The sequence below is a fragment of the Hymenobacter psoromatis genome, from assembly GCF_020012125.1.
Lineage (GTDB): Bacteria > Bacteroidota > Bacteroidia > Cytophagales > Hymenobacteraceae > Hymenobacter > Hymenobacter psoromatis.
Genome location: NZ_JAIFAG010000001.1, coordinates 1,422,668 through 1,437,879, shown reverse-complemented (window position 1 = coordinate 1,437,879; position 15,212 = coordinate 1,422,668). Strand labels below are relative to the sequence as shown.

General features: G+C 59.2%; 17 protein-coding genes. 5 read left to right on the top strand and 12 right to left on the bottom strand.

Annotation, left to right across the window (positions count from 1 at the left end; all coding sequences use genetic code 11):
• Positions 1–163 precede the first annotated feature (163 nt).
• Positions 164–580, bottom strand: coding sequence for a hypothetical protein (locus LC531_RS06195; protein ID WP_223649443.1), 417 nt, complete (start codon positions 578–580; stop codon positions 164–166).
• A 141-nt stretch (positions 581–721) separates the two neighbouring features.
• On the opposite strand from LC531_RS06195, the gene LC531_RS06190 reads away from it, so the two are divergent.
• Together LC531_RS06190 and LC531_RS06185 are read left to right on the top strand one after the other, a co-directional pair.
• Complete coding sequence (locus tag LC531_RS06190) at positions 722–1,354, top strand: LON peptidase substrate-binding domain-containing protein (protein ID WP_223649442.1); 633 nt, start codon at positions 722–724, stop codon at positions 1,352–1,354.
• A gap of 273 nt (positions 1,355–1,627) precedes the next feature.
• Positions 1,628–4,549, top strand: a complete 2,922-nt coding sequence (locus tag LC531_RS06185; RefSeq protein ID WP_223649441.1) for a DUF4394 domain-containing protein — start codon at positions 1,628–1,630, stop codon at positions 4,547–4,549.
• 79 nt (positions 4,550–4,628) lie between these two features.
• Here the strand turns inward: LC531_RS06185 and LC531_RS06180 are convergent, their stop codons facing one another.
• The 3 genes from LC531_RS06180 to LC531_RS06170 are packed head-to-tail and all read right to left on the bottom strand — an operon-like array spanning position 4,629 to position 6,523.
• A complete protein-coding gene (locus tag LC531_RS06180) occupies positions 4,629–5,129 on the bottom strand; it encodes an XrtX-associated membrane protein (protein WP_223649440.1) in 501 nt (166 codons plus the stop codon).
• Positions 5,126–5,674, bottom strand: coding sequence for an exosortase X (gene xrtX / locus LC531_RS06175; protein ID WP_223649439.1), 549 nt, complete (start codon positions 5,672–5,674; stop codon positions 5,126–5,128). Before xrtX ends, LC531_RS06180 begins: the two co-directional genes overlap by 4 nt.
• A 33-nt stretch (positions 5,675–5,707) precedes the next feature.
• Positions 5,708–6,523, bottom strand: coding sequence for a M48 family metalloprotease (locus LC531_RS06170; RefSeq protein WP_223649438.1), 816 nt, complete (start codon positions 6,521–6,523; stop codon positions 5,708–5,710).
• Between the two features lie 214 nt (positions 6,524–6,737).
• On the opposite strand from LC531_RS06170, the gene LC531_RS06165 reads away from it, so the two are divergent.
• Positions 6,738–7,148: a hypothetical protein gene (locus LC531_RS06165; protein WP_223649437.1), complete on the top strand. Its 411-nt coding sequence runs from the start codon at positions 6,738–6,740 to the stop codon at positions 7,146–7,148.
• A 58-nt stretch (positions 7,149–7,206) separates the two neighbouring features.
• Here the strand turns inward: LC531_RS06165 and LC531_RS06160 are convergent, their stop codons facing one another.
• Positions 7,207–7,557, bottom strand: a complete 351-nt coding sequence (locus LC531_RS06160) for a hypothetical protein (RefSeq protein ID WP_223649436.1) — start codon at positions 7,555–7,557, stop codon at positions 7,207–7,209.
• A 130-nt stretch (positions 7,558–7,687) separates the two neighbouring features.
• On the opposite strand from LC531_RS06160, the gene LC531_RS06155 reads away from it, so the two are divergent.
• On the top strand, positions 7,688–8,401 hold the full coding sequence (locus tag LC531_RS06155; RefSeq protein WP_223649435.1) for a 16S rRNA (uracil(1498)-N(3))-methyltransferase: 714 nt from the start codon (positions 7,688–7,690) through the stop codon (positions 8,399–8,401).
• Here LC531_RS06155 and LC531_RS06150 read toward each other — a convergent pair.
• The 5 genes from LC531_RS06150 to LC531_RS06130 all read right to left on the bottom strand — a co-directional run bounded on the left by LC531_RS06150 (position 8,394) and on the right by LC531_RS06130 (position 12,604).
• A complete protein-coding gene (locus LC531_RS06150; RefSeq protein WP_223649434.1) occupies positions 8,394–8,846 on the bottom strand; it encodes a hypothetical protein in 453 nt (150 codons plus the stop codon). The genes LC531_RS06155 and LC531_RS06150 overlap by 8 nt on opposite strands.
• 176 nt (positions 8,847–9,022) lie before the next feature.
• Positions 9,023–10,444 (bottom strand): RtcB family protein, encoded by a 1,422-nt coding sequence (locus LC531_RS06145; protein WP_223649433.1) that lies wholly within the window; start codon positions 10,442–10,444, stop codon positions 9,023–9,025.
• A 79-nt stretch (positions 10,445–10,523) separates the two neighbouring features.
• Positions 10,524–10,685 carry a hypothetical protein gene (locus LC531_RS06140; protein WP_223649432.1) on the bottom strand — a complete coding sequence of 54 codons (162 nt, stop codon included), beginning with the start codon at positions 10,683–10,685 and terminating at the stop codon, positions 10,524–10,526.
• Positions 10,686–10,971: 286 nt separating this feature from the next.
• The gene (locus LC531_RS06135) at positions 10,972–11,694 is read right to left on the bottom strand and encodes a DUF6939 family protein (RefSeq protein WP_223649431.1); all 723 of its coding nucleotides are present in this window, start codon (positions 11,692–11,694) and stop codon (positions 10,972–10,974) included.
• Between the two features lies 1 nt (position 11,695).
• The gene (locus LC531_RS06130; RefSeq protein ID WP_223649430.1) at positions 11,696–12,604 is read right to left on the bottom strand and encodes a DUF4433 domain-containing protein; all 909 of its coding nucleotides are present in this window, start codon (positions 12,602–12,604) and stop codon (positions 11,696–11,698) included.
• A gap of 185 nt (positions 12,605–12,789) precedes the next feature.
• Here LC531_RS06130 and LC531_RS06125 point away from each other — a divergent pair, with 185 nt between their 5' ends.
• Complete coding sequence (locus LC531_RS06125; RefSeq protein WP_223653867.1) at positions 12,790–13,455, top strand: DUF4159 domain-containing protein; 666 nt, start codon at positions 12,790–12,792, stop codon at positions 13,453–13,455.
• 83 nt (positions 13,456–13,538) lie between these two features.
• On the opposite strand, the gene LC531_RS06120 is transcribed toward LC531_RS06125, so the two are convergent.
• A complete protein-coding gene (locus LC531_RS06120) occupies positions 13,539–14,111 on the bottom strand; it encodes a 1-acyl-sn-glycerol-3-phosphate acyltransferase (protein ID WP_223649429.1) in 573 nt (190 codons plus the stop codon).
• A gap of 183 nt (positions 14,112–14,294) precedes the next feature.
• Positions 14,295–15,155, bottom strand: a complete 861-nt coding sequence (locus LC531_RS06115; protein ID WP_223649428.1) for a patatin-like phospholipase family protein — start codon at positions 15,153–15,155, stop codon at positions 14,295–14,297.
• Between the last annotated feature and the right edge of the window lie 57 nt (positions 15,156–15,212).

Below are 15,212 nucleotides of genomic sequence, written 5' to 3'. Positions count from 1 at the left end.
CTCAAATCCAGAACAATAGCTTGGAACCTTACCGATATAGGCGGCCCGCCGGGAACGCATTCTCCTGGTAGCTAAACGGCTGTGAACCAGAAAGAAAGCTAACAGTTAGCAGCTAATGGCTAACAGCTCATTAGTCGCACGCTTCCCAGGGGCGACGCGGAGCTTAGGCTCGGGGCGGCTGGAGCAAGGCCGGGGCCTGCCCGGCGGGGTAGCGCGGGTGGGCAGCGGGCCGGTAGGTGGGGGCCGCCGCGGGCAGAAGCTGACGCCAGCGCAGGGGGGTAGGGGCCAGCAGCAGGAAAGCCACGTGGCCGTCGCAGGTGTGCTGGCCGTGCAGGGGCAAGCCCTGGTGGTCCTGCTGGTGCTGCGCCGAGCAGGTGTAGCCAAAGTGCGCCTTTTCGCCCGCGCCGTAGTGCTCGGCCAGAAACTCGGCCAGCGACAAGCCGCCGCCCGCCACTGAGTGGTGAAAGCGGTAGTGCTCCAGCAACTGGGGCAGCTTGCTCAACTCCGCCAAATCGTTTTGGGGAATGAGGCTGCCCACCAGCATCAGGCAGGCTAAGAAAAAGGCAAAGACCTGTTTCATGTTGCTCCTCGAAACGCCGGGGCCGGGTTAATGTTCGCGCCGGCCGGCGGTTTGCGTCAAATTTAAGCCTAATTTAAGTGAAGCGTTTAACCGGGCCGGGCCGTAAAACATTTAGCTTACTCGGCGTATTCTTGCCTGCGTATGCGTCTCCTTCCCTTGTTCCCGCTCAATCTGGTCGCCTTTCCGGGCGAGAAGCTCAATCTGCACATCTTCGAGCCGCGCTACCGCCAGCTCGTGCGCGACTGCTTCACCGACGACCTCCCGTTCGGCATTACGCCCTACCTCAACGACGCGGTGCAGGAGCTGGGCACCGAGATGCGCCTGCTGAGCGTGGAGAAAACTCACGCCGGCGGCGAGATGGATATTCGGACCCAGGCCGTTGGCATTTTTCGGGTGCAGAAATTCTACCGTCAGGCTCCTGGCAAGCTCTACGCCGCCGGCCAGGTAGAAGCCGTGACCCAGGACGACGAGCCCGACCCGGCGCTGCGGGGCCAGATAGCCGGGCAGGTACGCCAGCTCTACGAGGCGCTGGGCCTGCGCAAGCTGCTGCTGGAGCTGGACCCTGATTTTCGGATTTTCGACGTAGCCCACCACATCGGCCTCAGCACCGAGCAGGAGTACCAGCTGCTGGGCACCACCGCCGAGCAGGAGCGCCAGGAGCTGGTGCGCGAGCATCTGGAGCGCCTGCTGCCCGCCGTGCTCGAAACCGAGCGCCTCAAGGAGCGCGTGCGCCAGAACGGGCACTTCAAGCACTTGCAGCCGCCGCAGTTTTAGGGGCCGGCGGTAGGTGTAGCGCGAAGCTTATACTTCGTGAATTCATGCGCGCGCGCCGTGCGCATTCGTCGGGCGCGCCGCGCGGTACCACCTGCTTGCTCTGCTTGCGCACAAAGTGGCAGCTTCGCGCTGCGGCCTGACTGCGGTTAAAGAGTTAGGTATTTGTTAATTCAGGCAGTAAACCAGCCTGTTTTGAGGCGAATTGCGTACCTTGGGCGAAGCTTCGCCCAGCGGCGGCGATTTCATTTATTAATTCATGAAAATCAGTAATTTATGCAAAACTTCTTCCCCACCCAGTCTCTTCTGAAAAGCCTACGCCCGGTGGCCGTGGCGCTCGGAGTGCTGGCCGCACCGGCCGCGTTTGCCCAGGCTCCGACCAGCGTTTACGCGCTGGGTAATAACTCCTCCTCGGTGGCCTACCTGGGGGTTCCGGCCGGCGCGCAAACCCTTACCCAGTTCAACCCAAGCAGCTTTACCGTTGCGGACTTGGCTAATAACACGAAAGTGATTACCGGCATCATGGCCGGCCAGCAGCTGGTAGGCATCGACGTGCGCCCCAACACGGGGCAGCTCTATGCGCTGGGCTACAACAGCAGCGCCACTACGGCCAACGCGCAGCTGTACACGCTCGATTATGGCACGGCGGTGCTGACGGCCGTGGGCCCGGCCCTTACCCTGAACCTGGCCGACGATAACCGCGCCAATACCCGCGGCTACGTGCCCAACGTGGGCTTCGACTTTAACCCGCGCGTGGACCGCATCCGGGTAGTGGCTCCCAACCGCACCGATTACCGCCTCAACCCCAACACCGGCGCGCTTACTGCTGAGGACGGGCAGCTTACCTACGTAGCTGGCAACAACGTGGGCCACGACCCTTACATCGGCACGGCGGCCTACACCAACGCCGCCCCCGGCGTGTCGGGCACCACCCTCTACGACTTGGACCTGACGGCTAATAACGCGCTGCTCTCGACCCAAAACCCACCCAACGCGGGTACTCTTAACCCGCAGGCCCCGGTCACGTTTCAAACTAATACCGACCCGCAATACTTTCCCCTGACTTCGCCGACTGTTAACGCGGGGCTGGATATCTACTACGACCACACGGGCCGGCAGAACCTGGCCTACCTCTTGGTGGCGCGCTTCTCGGACCCCAAGAATACGGATGTCAGCCAGGGTTTTGCATCTAACTTTTACAGCCTGAACCTGACGACCGGCCAGGCCAGCGGCATGAACCTGTTTGGGAAGTCGCCCCTGTTTTTTTCGGATATTGCGGTGGGCGTTAATGCCCCCAAAGTCTGGAACGGCAGCGTGAACACCGCCTGGAGCAACGCAGCTAACTGGACCCCGACGGGCGTGCCGGCCGCCACCGACGACGTGTTTATTCCCGGCCCGAGCGCCACCATTCTCTACCAGCCCACGGTGGGCGATGCCGAGCAGGCATTTTCGGTGACGCTGGGGGCCGGAGCGGTACTCAATACCCAGAACGGCGGCATGCTGAGCCTGGGCGGCAACTTCGTGAACAACGACGGCACCGTGACGGGTGATGGCAACGGCACGGTGGCCTTCGTGGGCACGGCTACGCAGGAGATTTCGGGCCCCAACCAAACCAACTTCCGCAACCTGACCATCAACAACACGGGCGGCGTAACGACCAGCTCGGCAGTATCGGTGGAGCGGGCCCTGACGGTGAGCAGCGACCTGACCATCGGCACCGGGCTGGACTTTATTCTGTCCTCCAACTCTACCACCGGCGTGGCTTACGTGGTGAACAGCGGCGGGGTAGTGAACGGCACGGCTACCGTGCGGCGCTACATCACGCCTACCAACTCGGGCCTGGGCTACCGCCACTACTCGGCCCCGGTGACGAATACGACGGTCGGCGACCTGGCCACCAGCTCGTTCACGCCCATATTTAACGCGGCCTATAATACCAGCCCTACCCCCGGCACCACCACGCCCTTCCCCACGGTATTTGGCTACAGCCAGGCGCAGTACGAGGGCTCGCCGGCCACGACCATTACCCTTGATTTTGACAAAGGATTCTACTCGCCGGCCGGCGGCAGCGATGCGTGGCCCTCGGGCACGGGCTTCACGGCCAACCTGGGAGCTAGCGAGCTGGTTGATTTCGTGGGTACGCTGGCCAATGGGGCCATCAGCACGGTCGGCCAGGGCCGCAGCACCAAAGCCAACGCCGGCTGGCAGCTGCTGGGCAACCCCTACCCCAGCTCGCTCGACTGGGACCAGGTAACGGCCACCGGCCTCGCCAATATCGCGCCGTCGCTCTACGTGTACAAGAGCAGTGGCCAGTACACGGGCAGCTACGCCAGCTACGTGAATGGCCAGGGCACCAATGGCGGCACCAACGTGGTGCCGGTGGCGCAGGGCTTCTTGGTGCGCACTGCCGCGGCGGGGGCCACGGGCAATATCAACTTTGCTAACAGCCAGCGCATCACGACCGATGCTACGGCCCCCTTCCAGCGCACTGCCGCCGATACCCGGCCCCAGCTGCTGCTGGAGCTGAGCAACGGCCCGCTGGCTTCGCAAACGGATATCTACTTCGAGAGCGGTGCCACGGCGGGCCTCGATAATGCCTTCGACGCCCCGGCCCTACCCTTCCCCAATGGCCTCGTGCTGGCCTCGGAAGCGGGAGCCGACGTGCTGGCCATCAACGGCCAGCCGGCCCTGAGCGGCGCGGCCGTGACGGTGCCGCTGCGCCTGGCTGTGGCTACTGCCGGCTCCTACGCATTGCGCGTAGCCACCCTGGCCAACCTGCCCGCTGGCTACCACGCCTACCTACGCGATGCCACCCAGAACACCTACACTGACCTGGCTACTACCCCCAGCGTTAGCCTGAACCTGGCGAGCGGGGCAGCCACCGGGCGCTTTGCGGTGCTCTTCACGAGCGCCTCGCCGCTGGCTACGGCCCCGGCCACGCTGGCGGCCCTGGCCTCGGTGTTTCCGAGCCCCGCGCAGGGCACGGCTACGCTGGTGCTGCCGCAGGCGCTGCGCGGCACTGCTCCCAGCACGGTGCAGCTGCTCAATACCCTGGGCCAGGTCGTGCTGACCCGCACGCTGGCGGCCGGCGGCCCCGATAACATCGAGCTGCCCCTGACGGGCCTGGCGACGGGCATTTACACCGTGCGCGCTACTACGGCTGCCGGCCAAGTGGCTAAGCGGCTGGTAGTGCAGTAGTATCTCATCCGTAATACAACGCTCAAAACGCCCCGCTGCCAGCGCAGCGGGGCGTTTTTTTGCCCACCCTACCCCCCTCTCAACGCCCCGGCCGCCGCAGGCCTGGCCACAGTAGCGGCAGCAGCAGCATCACGGGTAGGGGCGACACCAGAAAATCAATAATGCGCCGGCTTAGCTTGAGCGCCCAAGGAATAGTGCCCCCTACCCTACCCAGCAGCAGCAGCAGCGCGTAGAGCCCCAGCAACCCCAGGTACACCTGCACCACCCAGCGCGTGCGCCGGGCATTGCGCAGCAGCAGGTGCAGCAGCAGCACGCAAGCCACCACGTAGAGCAGGCTATAGCTGACTACGGCCGGCAGGCTGCGGGTCGTGACCAGGTGGCTGGTGGCCTGCTGCCAGTGGGTCAGCGCCCCGCCCAGCCCCAGCGCGCTGAACACCGCCTGCCAGGCCCGCGTGAGCCAGCCGAAGACGGCCTCGGTTTCGGTTCCGGCCACAAAAAGCCCGCCCACTAGCAAACCCACCAGCGCCCAGCGGGCCGGCGTAAGAGGCGCTACGGCCGGAGCGGGGGGTAGGGGCCTCACGCCTCGGCGGCCGGCGAGCCGTACTGGCGCACCCACAGCATCCAGAGCAGGCAGATGAAGGCGTAAACCACGAACGAAAACGTGTAGTGGTGGTTGAAATCGACCGAGCGGTGGGCGTAGTGATGGTTGAGCGCCAGCGCCGCTACCCGCCCGATATTGAGCAGGTAGAGCGCCGCGATGCCCATCGGCACAAACCACAGCTTGGGCCGCGTCGGCCCTGGAAAGGCAATAATAAAGCCCGCGAATAGCGCGTATAGCACCAGTCCGTCGCAAGGAGCCCCGACGTACACAGCGGGTAGCCCGTCCATCGTGAGGAGCGTGGTGCCGGCCGCGTGGCCGGCCGCGAAGCCCAGCAGCCGCAACAGCCTAGCGCTGGCCGCCGCGATATTTACCGATAGCAGGGCATCAAAATGGCCCTCGGGACCAATAAAACCTTCATAGCCCACCAGCCACGCGAGGTAGAGGCCCGCCGCAACGAGCAAAAAGCGCGCGCGTGGGGCCAATCGGGGCCAGCCGGTAGCAGTAGCGGGTAGTTGGGGAAACATCCACAAATATATTCGCCGCGCCCCAACTCCACCCTACATCTTTAGGCCGGCGGGTAGGCCCTGCGGATAATCTTGCTTGATATCGGTTTGTAGCTCGCCAATGCGGTTGCCAGGGTCGGGGTGAGTGCTCAGAAACTCGGGCTGGCCGCCGCTACCCCCCTGCTGCTTCAGCATCTGCATCACATTTATCATGGCGTGCGGGTCGTAGCCGGCGGCAGGTGTAAATTTCACGGCAAAGTTGTCGGCCTCCATTTCGTCGTTACGGCTAAAGCGCAGGGTCACGAGTTTGGCAATCATGGCGGCGGCGGCGGCGCGGGCCACGCTGCTACCGGGGCTATTGGGGTCGTAGGTGGCGATGGCGGCGGCCCCGGTTAGGCCCTGCGTCAGCTGGCTCTTGGCTACCTGCTGGGCCGAGTGCCGGGCCACGACGTGGCCAATTTCGTGGGCCAGCACGCCGGCCAGCTCGCCCTCCGTTTTCAGGTTTTTGAGCAGGCCCTGCGTAATAAATACCTGCCCGCCGGGCAGGGCAAAGGCATTGATAGTCTGGTCATCAGCCAGCAGGTGAAAGCGATACTGATACTCCGTTTTCTGATTTAGGCCATTGGCCTGTACCAGTTGCTGGCCCACCTGCTGCACGGCGGCCACGGCGCGGGCATCCTGGCTTTCGCCGCCGTACTGCTGCTCCATTTCGGGCGCGGCCTGCACGCCCAGGGCAATTTCCTGACTGGCCGTCATGTCGACGTGCTGCTTCTCACCCGTTACGGGGTTGGTAGAGGTATTTAGGAAGTAGCCCAGCAGCGTCACCACCGTGATAACCAAGCCAATAATAACGCGAAGATTTAGGCGCATAAGGTGTAGAAATGAAGAGCGAGAGAAAGTAAAAGTGACCGGTGCAACTAAAATGAAGCCGCCCGGCCCAACGGCTTATAACGATACCCCGACTGCTAGGTTATAAGGCGGCTGGCCCTACCCCCACCAGCGCCGCGAACCGCGGCCGGGCGCTAGCTTCGCTCCGGCGGTTGGCTCCGCGCTCCCATCTTACCGGGCCCGGCATCCTTTTTCTATGACTTCTTGCACTTCTTTCTGGCGGCCGGTCGCGCGCCTGCTGCCGCTGCTGGCCGGCCTGACTCTGGCGGGCTGCGGCCATGCTCTCCCTAATATTGCAGGCTTTCAGGCGGCAGCCTGGCGCGCCGACCGCTACGCCTGCGCCGGGCAGCGCGCGGCGCTGCTACCGCCGCTGCTGGCGGCCCGGCCCCGGCTCTACGAGGCCCGCGCTAATGACGTAACGGCCCTGCTGGGCCGCCCCGACGAGGAAGAGCTGATGGCCCAGACCGAAAAAGTATACCACTACTACCTGGTGCCGGGGGCGCAGTGCGGCCCCCGCCACCCGCACTCCCCTACCCCCCGCCTGAGCATCCACTTCGGCCCGCTCGGCACCGTCACGGAAGTGCAGGCCGACCCGCTGGGCAACTAAGGTTGCTATTCGGAAGAATAGTAGCGCCAACTTTCCACCCAACTGCACACCGCGCTTGTTACCCGTTGCCCACGGGCGTCAAGCTTTGGTTTTCGCCCTGTTGCAGCTGGCTCAATTGAGTGGCCGACATAATACGGCCGCACTCCAGCTCGTACTGGTCTTGCAACTCGGCTAGCTGACTGGCGCGGGCCGCGGCATCGGCAAGGGTAGCCTGCTCAATCTCGCGCTGGCGGGTAAGGCGTATCCGATTTAGGGTCAGCAGCTTCACATACTGGCCTTCGTTAAGGCGAAGTCGCTGGCCCATCTCGCGGGTTTGCCCGGTCACGGTCTGGGGCGAAACCGTTTGGGCATAACCCGTCGAGGTTAAGAGCAGCGCAACCGGCAACAAAAGGCGTGAACCAACGAACATAAGCGGTATAGGTAATGTACAGTCTGGTCTTAGAATCTTACCAGATATGGCGCAAACTACGGCGCGTCAGTCAATAGTTCCGCTTACCCCTCTTTACCGCGACTTATCTTCGCCCGCTTCTTCTTTTTTCATGCTCACCTGTTTTGCCCCCGACCTACGCGCCGGCCAGCCCATTTACACGCTCTCCGAAGAGGAGAGCAAGCACGCCGTGCGGGTACTGCGCCTGGGCGCGGGCAGCCCGGTAGTGCTGGTGGATGGGCGCGGCAGCTTTTTCCACGCCACCATCACCGAGGCCAACCCCAAACGCTGCGCGCTAGCCATTAGCAGCCAAGAGGTTATTGCCCCGCGCCCCACTTATCTGCACGTAGCCGTGGCTCCCACCAAGAACCTCGACCGCATGGAGTGGCTGGTCGAAAAAGCCGTGGAAGTCGGCATCGAGCGCCTCAGCTTCCTACGCTGCGCCCACTCCGAGCGTCGTGAGCTGAAGCTGGAGCGCCTGGAGAAAATCGCGGTCAGCGCCCTCAAGCAGTCAGGCCAAGCATATTTGCCGCAGCTCGATGAGTTGATTGATTTCCCCAAGTTTCTGGAGGAAATAACGCCCGCCACCACCTTCATCGCCCACCTCGAAGCCGGCGAGCGCACCGCCCTGACCCAGGTTATCGGGGCCGCGCCGCGCTGCTGCGTGCTCATCGGCCCCGAAGGCGACTTCTCCCCCGCCGAAATTGCCCTGGCCCTGGGCCGCGGCGTGCGGCCCGTCACGCTCGGCGCCTCGCGGCTGCGCACCGAAACGGCGGCGCTGGCGGCGGTGTTTACGGCGCAGGTGGTGGCGGAAATGGCTATTTGAAGTAAGCGTAAAGCCGCAGGTTGTCCGATGTCCGCTCCAACGCAAACTGCCCGGTATCGTCAAGTACTTTTTGGATAACTTCCAAATCCTGCATTAGAGTAGCCTTTGTTTTACAGCTTGTTATCAAATGCGGAAAGTCAAGCCACTCAATTTCTTTATAAGCATACCATCCTCTGGGCTTTCCCGAAACCATTGATTCCATTGCGGTAGCGTAATAGTCGAAGTCATAATAGGTATTCTCGTCAAATAGCAATTCCCTAGTTGGCTCTTCCTCATCCCATATTGGCTTGACCAGACACTGCTTTATTTCAGCATGATTGGTAACTAACGCAGCAATTAGTCTAACCCATTTGCTGTCACTCATCAGCGAAGTAGTGAACTTCTGCTGAATAAGCTCGTCCAGGTAATTATCTTCCTGAAAATAAATTGGCGGATGATATTTCACTAGAGCTACTACTGTTTGTTGGTAAAGCGTTTATTTTTGAAGAACGTCATGCTGAGCTTGTCGAAGCATCTCGCTCGCTTCGTTCGGGTTTCGTCCGGCCGAAGCGAGCGAGATGCTTCGACAAGCTCAGCATTGACCGGCTGACTTGAAACTTATTGCTCAGCGATTACTCCACTTCACGTCGTCACAAACTGCTCCTCGCCGCCCGGCTCCTTGGCGGCTAGTTTGGCGCGGCGCTTGGCTTTCCAGGGCGCGTCGTGCTCCCAGTCGCCGGCCATGAGGCAGCCGTAGGGGCGGATTTCGTCTACTACGCGAGCCAGGCCGAACTCGGTAATCTGGCGCTTTACCTCTTCGGCGTCTTTGTAGGCGCTAGGCAGCTCCGATACGTCGATGCGGTTGAAGAAGAAGCGGGCGTCGATGCCCTGGGTTTCCTGGCGATAGATTTCCTCGTCGGTTTGGCCGGCTTGCTGGCGCTTGTGCTGGGTGCGGCTCAAGTTGCGGCCGGCCCCGTGGGGCGCGAAACCCAGGTTGCGGGCCGTCACGTCGCCCTCCACAATGAGGATGGGCTGGGCCATATTCAGGGGAATGATGCGGCGGGCATCCTGGGCATCGGGCAGGAAGTGGGCGGCCAGCGGGGTGGCGCCCTTGGCGTGGTAGTACACGTCGCCATCGCGAAACACGAAGTTGTGCTCGTTCCAGAACCGGGCGGAGGCCACCACGCCCAGCTGCGCGGCCAGGGCATCGTGTAGCACTTCGTGGTTGAGCTTGGTCCAGCGGCGCACGGTTTGCAGGGCGGCCCAGTACTGCGAACCCTCGGGCGAATCAGCTGGTATCCAGGCGTTGGCGGGCGCGGTTTCGGGCGAAAGCTGCTGGCGGAACCGCTCGGCCACGTGCATCCCCGCTTTGTAGAGCAGCGCCCCTACCCCCCGCGAGCCGTGGTGCGTCACCAGCACCGTGTCGCCGGTGCTGGCCTGGGTGCCCACGTACAGAAAGTGGTTGCCATCGCCCTGGGTGCCCAGGTGCTCCTGCGCCATTTGCAGGCCGCGCACCGAGTTCAGAAAGGGATTGGCGGCCATCTCAGCGCGCAAATCAGGGGGTAGGGCAAACTGCCGCTCGGGCGGCCGGCCACCCGGCCCGAAGTGCGTGAGGGCCTGCGCCGCGTCGAGCACGGCGCACGGGTCCTGCCGGCCCAGGTTGCTGAGCATCACCGAGCAGCAGATGTCGGCCGAGTGCATGCCGGGGTGAATGGCATTGCGCGTCGCCACCACGCCGCCCACCGGAATGGTACCCACCGGCCCGGCCGGGCAGGCGTCGGGCATCACCGCGCCGGCCACCACCGTGGGCACGCGCATGAGCTGCTGCATCGAGCGGCACACCTGCTCCACGTTCTGCTGCTCCACGGCCGAGCTGGCGCGGATATTCTCGTGAAACGCCAGCGGCTCGGAGCGCAGCGGCAGCAGCGCGGGCATCCGAAACGGGGCCACGTAGGTTTCCAGCGCTTCGCCCGCCAGGCCGTGGGCATTCGCGTGGGCCAGGATTTCCGGGAAGTGTTTGCCGGGGCGCAGGCCGAGGGCAATCAGGTCGTTGCCGGTAAGCATGGGGGTAGGGATGAAAAAAACCGTGACCAAAGTAGGCCACGGCTGATAATAAAGTAGGTGTAAAGGGCAGGGTTGAGTGCTAAAAAAGGTTTTTGTTTGGCAGAAGCTTGGCAGTTTTGAGCATTTTATTGGCTTTCGCTAACTTCTCAGGAAACATATTCTTGTCGCGGTATTCATCTAGTGCCGGGTCAATAATTACGCTGGGCCATTTTTTCACTGTCTGCGGTTGGTTGGTTTTCATAACTAAAAATTAGGAAAATTTATGTTCTGCCAGAAATTCATCATATTTCTGGCTATTCTTATAATCTTTATTTATAATATATCGTCCGGCTCTCACCGCCTCCACCTCTTGCGTTATTTCTTCCATAGTTAAGACATTAAGTTACTCCGCTTTTAGGCGGATTCGTTCAATCACCTGTTCAAAGTTATCGCTTTTCATTCAATTAATCGTAGATTGGATTCATACTATACAAATCTTAAAAAATTCTGGCTTTTCTTGGACTTAATTCGTATAATTTTCTAATTTTCTAATTTTTATTGAATAGGTCAAACTGCGCATCATCAGAAGATTTATTTTTTAGCACTTTGGGATTGGTATTTTTCGTTTTTACTGTCTTCGTTATTATTTCCTTGACTCTTGGCTTCTTCTTCTGCTTTTCTTGAGGCATTGCCATTACAGGTTTACTAAAGGTCAATGACGCTATTTCTGGATATTTCTTTTCGAGATAACGTTTCACTAAGGCCGCGTGAGATAATGGCTTTTTCGGGTCGTCAAGGTCCCCGTTTGTATCAAAGTCAAGAATTACTAAATCATTCTTTTCTGCCTCAGCTTTGAGTAATTGTATTGTTTCTTGTGCTTTATTATCAAGCATCCAGGCGTAAGATTTTAGATATATTTTATAACGAGCAGTGATGTAGTCAAGCAACTCACTACCATGAATCCCTTTTCTATGTCCAAGCGGCTTTCCAAATTTACGAAATGTCCGCTTAATACCTTTCATGTTTCCAATTTGAAATTTTGACGAGTCAACACCTTCTTTTTCAAACACTTTGAGTCCCTGCCAAATACCTTCGACTGAAACGGCGTAATGGCCTTCCGAGAATGGAATGGGAATATCACCGTGAGGATAAAAAGGGCTGACCTTAATCCAAGGCTCCTCACCTCTGGAAGTAACGTCGATAATTACCGCGTTTGGGTAACTCTTTTGAATTGTCTGCAAAGACTTCTTTTTACTTTCTACAAATATCATCTTAGAATTTATTTATGTTAGTGATGTATTCCAAAGGTATTCTCTCCAAAACCAAAACTTCTGCCTGATAGAAATGCTTCTCATCCTGCGGAATGTCGAAGTGATTTCTAAGCCTCACGAGGTCAAACCTTATCCTATTCAAATCCTCAATTTCCGAACCTTGTTGGTGTCCATTTTTTGTTGCGTTCATGTTGGAGAATCTTGTATCCTTTAACAAGGCAACTTCGACACTAATTTCAAGAATTACAGGATTCTGAATTCTACCATCTCCTTTAGCAATAAATAACATAGGATGATTTTTGGTGAAACAAAGGCGCACGTAATTTTCTAACTTGTATCGCCTATCTAAATCCCGCCCAAAGCCAACACCGCCCGGTTTAGGAATGTGAATGCCTTTTCGTTCTGCCGTTAACCAACTGTATAATCCGCCTTGCTGCTGAATTGAGGTAATATTTTCTCGGTCAGTGAAATGATAAAATTGAATAATATCATGTTGTCGTAAAACAGTTTGAAACAGATTCCAATTAGTCTTATAAGAAGCTATTTTTTCATCTTTTTTTGCTTGTTCACGTGATTTTTGTTGCTCCAAAAATAAGACAACTTCTTGTTGCCTTATCTGCTCTTCGTATTGCTGTTCTTTCCGTTCCTGTGATTTGCGTTGTTCTTCTTGTTCGGCAATTTCTTCCTGTTTCTTCTGTTCCTCTTGCTGCTTTAATCGCTCTTTTTCTGCTTGTTTCTGTTGCTCAGCCTGTCTTTGCTGTAATAATGAAGCTTGTCGCTCCCGTTCTGCTTGTTCATTTCGCAGTTGTACTTGACGTTGTTCCGTCTCTTTAGCAGTTGTTTTGCTGTTACTATTACTAATAATAGTAAAAACTATAAAAATAAAAATGAGCAATACTGCTATTATCATAAGTTTTTTTTAGTTTTTAAATTAGGTAGTATTATAAAATCACAGTTAACAAAGGTTGTCAGCACCCACAGTGGTATGCGTCACGAAAGTAACGCTCAGTTATGACACGCCCCTACCCCCTCCCCGAACTTTCCACCCCACCCGTTCCTTTGCAAAACCGCCGGCCTACCCCCGGCCGCTCGCCCATGCTGAAACCTCTGCTGCTCGCCGCCTCGCTGCTGCTGTCCACTGCCTTTGCGCCGCCCGCGGCCCCCAGCTTCCAGCTGGCCAAGCTGCACTACGGCGGCGGGGGCGACTGGTACGCCAACAAAACCAGCCTGCCCAACCTCATCGCCTTCTGCAACCAGGCGCTGCACACCACCATCGCGCCCGATGAGGCCACCGTGGAGCTGGACGCGCCCGAGCTACTGACCTACCCCTTCGTGCACATGACGGGCCACGGTAACGTGACCTTCACCGCCGCCGAGGCCCAGAACCTGCGCCGCTACCTCATCGGCGGCGGCTTCCTGCACATTGATGATAATTACGGGCTCGATAAATTCATCCGCCCCGAGATGAAGAAGGTGTTTCCCGAGTTGGAGTTCGTGGAATTGCCCTTCTCCCACCCCATCTACCACGAGAAATTTCCCTTTCCCAAGGGCCTGCCCAAAATACACGAGCACGACGGCAAGCGCCCGCAAGGCTTCGGCCTGCTCTACAAGGGCCGCCTGGTGTGCTTCTACACCTACGAGTGCGACCTCGGCAACGGCTGGGAAGACGTGGGCACCTATCCCGAGGACACGCCCGCCATCCACGAAGCGGCGCTGCGCATGGGCGCTAATCTGGTGGCGTATGCGCTCACGCAGGACTGATTACACCTTGCTAAAAGGCCAAAAGAACGGTCATGCTGAGCTTGTCGAAGCATGACCGTTCTTATTCATTCAATCACTTATTCCTACCGCACGCCTTTTTCCGGAAAGCGGCCGGTTTTGGTGCGGTAGAAGGCTTTGATTACTTCCAGGTCTTTTTCGTAATCGCCGGTAGGCCACACGACGGGCCCTACCCCCGCTTCGCGCTTCTTATAGTCGAGGAAGCCGAGCACGATGGGCACGCCGGCTTCGAGGGCGGCGTAGTAGAAGCCCTTGCGCCACTTGGGCTGGTAGGCGCGGGTGCCCTCGGGCGTGATGAGGATAACCAGTTCCTGGTACTGACCGAAGAGTTGCACCATGCCGTTCACGAGGCTATTGTTGCGGCTGCGGTTGACGGGTAGCGCGCCAATGGCCTTCACGAGCCAGCCCAGCAGGGGGTTTTCGGTCCACTCGCTTTTCACGGTGAAGCGCACGTCCACGTCCATGATATAGAAGGCGGCGCGGGCCATGATGATATCCCAGTTGCTGGTGTGGGGGGCCGCAATCATCATGCACTTCTGGATGTCGGGCGGAATCTGGCCGGTTTGCTTCCAGCCGGCCACGCCGAAAATAGCTTTAGCGATGTAGTACCAAAAGGTCGAGGTCTTGCGGGCGGGCATAAGGGGTAAGGTAAACTTTGGCTTGCCGCTTAAGGAGTACGCAGCAAGCCAATTATTCTCCAAAACTAGGCAGCAAAGCTCCTACCCCCACCGACAGGGCAGATACCATAGAGATGCGACCCTTCGGGTCTCTCTTGGTTGAACAATCATTCCAACGGCAGAGAGACGCGAAGGGTCGCATCTCTACGGTAGCAATCCGCGCAGAGCGGCGGCCTGGCTCAAGGTGTAGCGGTAGCCAATCTCGAACAGCTCGGCGGCCTTGCGGAAGTCGAGCGGGCGATACGCGCAGAGCCGCGGCGGCTCCAGCAGCAGGGTGCACTGCGCCTTGCGGGCGGTGGTATTGGCGCTGAGGGCGATTTGGAGCGTACGCTCCACCACCCGGCGCAGGGTCAGCAGCCGCGCCTCGCGGTTGATAGGGTTGCAGTGCACGCCCACGACGGGGGAGCCGTGGCCTAGCAGCGGCTCCACGGGCAGGTTGTTGAGCAGGCCGCCATCTACCAGCTGGCGGCCCTGGTATTCGACCGGCCGGTACATGATGGGCACCGCCGATGAGGCCAGTAGCGGCGGCAGCAGCGGCCCCGCGCTGAAATAAACCGACTCGCCAGCCTCCAGGTCGGTCGCCACCAGCGTGAGGGGTAGGGCCAGGTCCTCGAAGCGCACGGCCGCCCCCAGGTGCCGGGCCAATAGCTGCTCCACGGCTTCCAGGCCCAGCAGCCCGTTGCGCCCAAACACCGGCCGCGTCAGGCGCGGAATACTGGTGGCCTGCAGCAGGCGCAGAATCTCGCGCGGGGCGAAGCCGGCCGCGTAAAACGTGGCGGCAATGGCCCCCGAGCTGGCCCCCGCGAGCGCGCCAACCGGTAGTTGCAGCTCATCGAGCGCCGCCAGCACGCCCAGGTGCGCGATGCCCCGCGCCCCGCCGCCGGATAGAGCTAGGCTGAGATTTTTAGCTACTAGCGGTTGGCTGTTAGCTGCTTGCTGTTCGTTGTTGCTACTCACGTACTGTTTATTCGGCCGGTTTATACGGGAGTAAAGTAGAACAGTCATACTGAGCTTGTCGAAGCATCTCTGCCGCTTCATCCGTGCCGCTCAACGAAGCGGCAG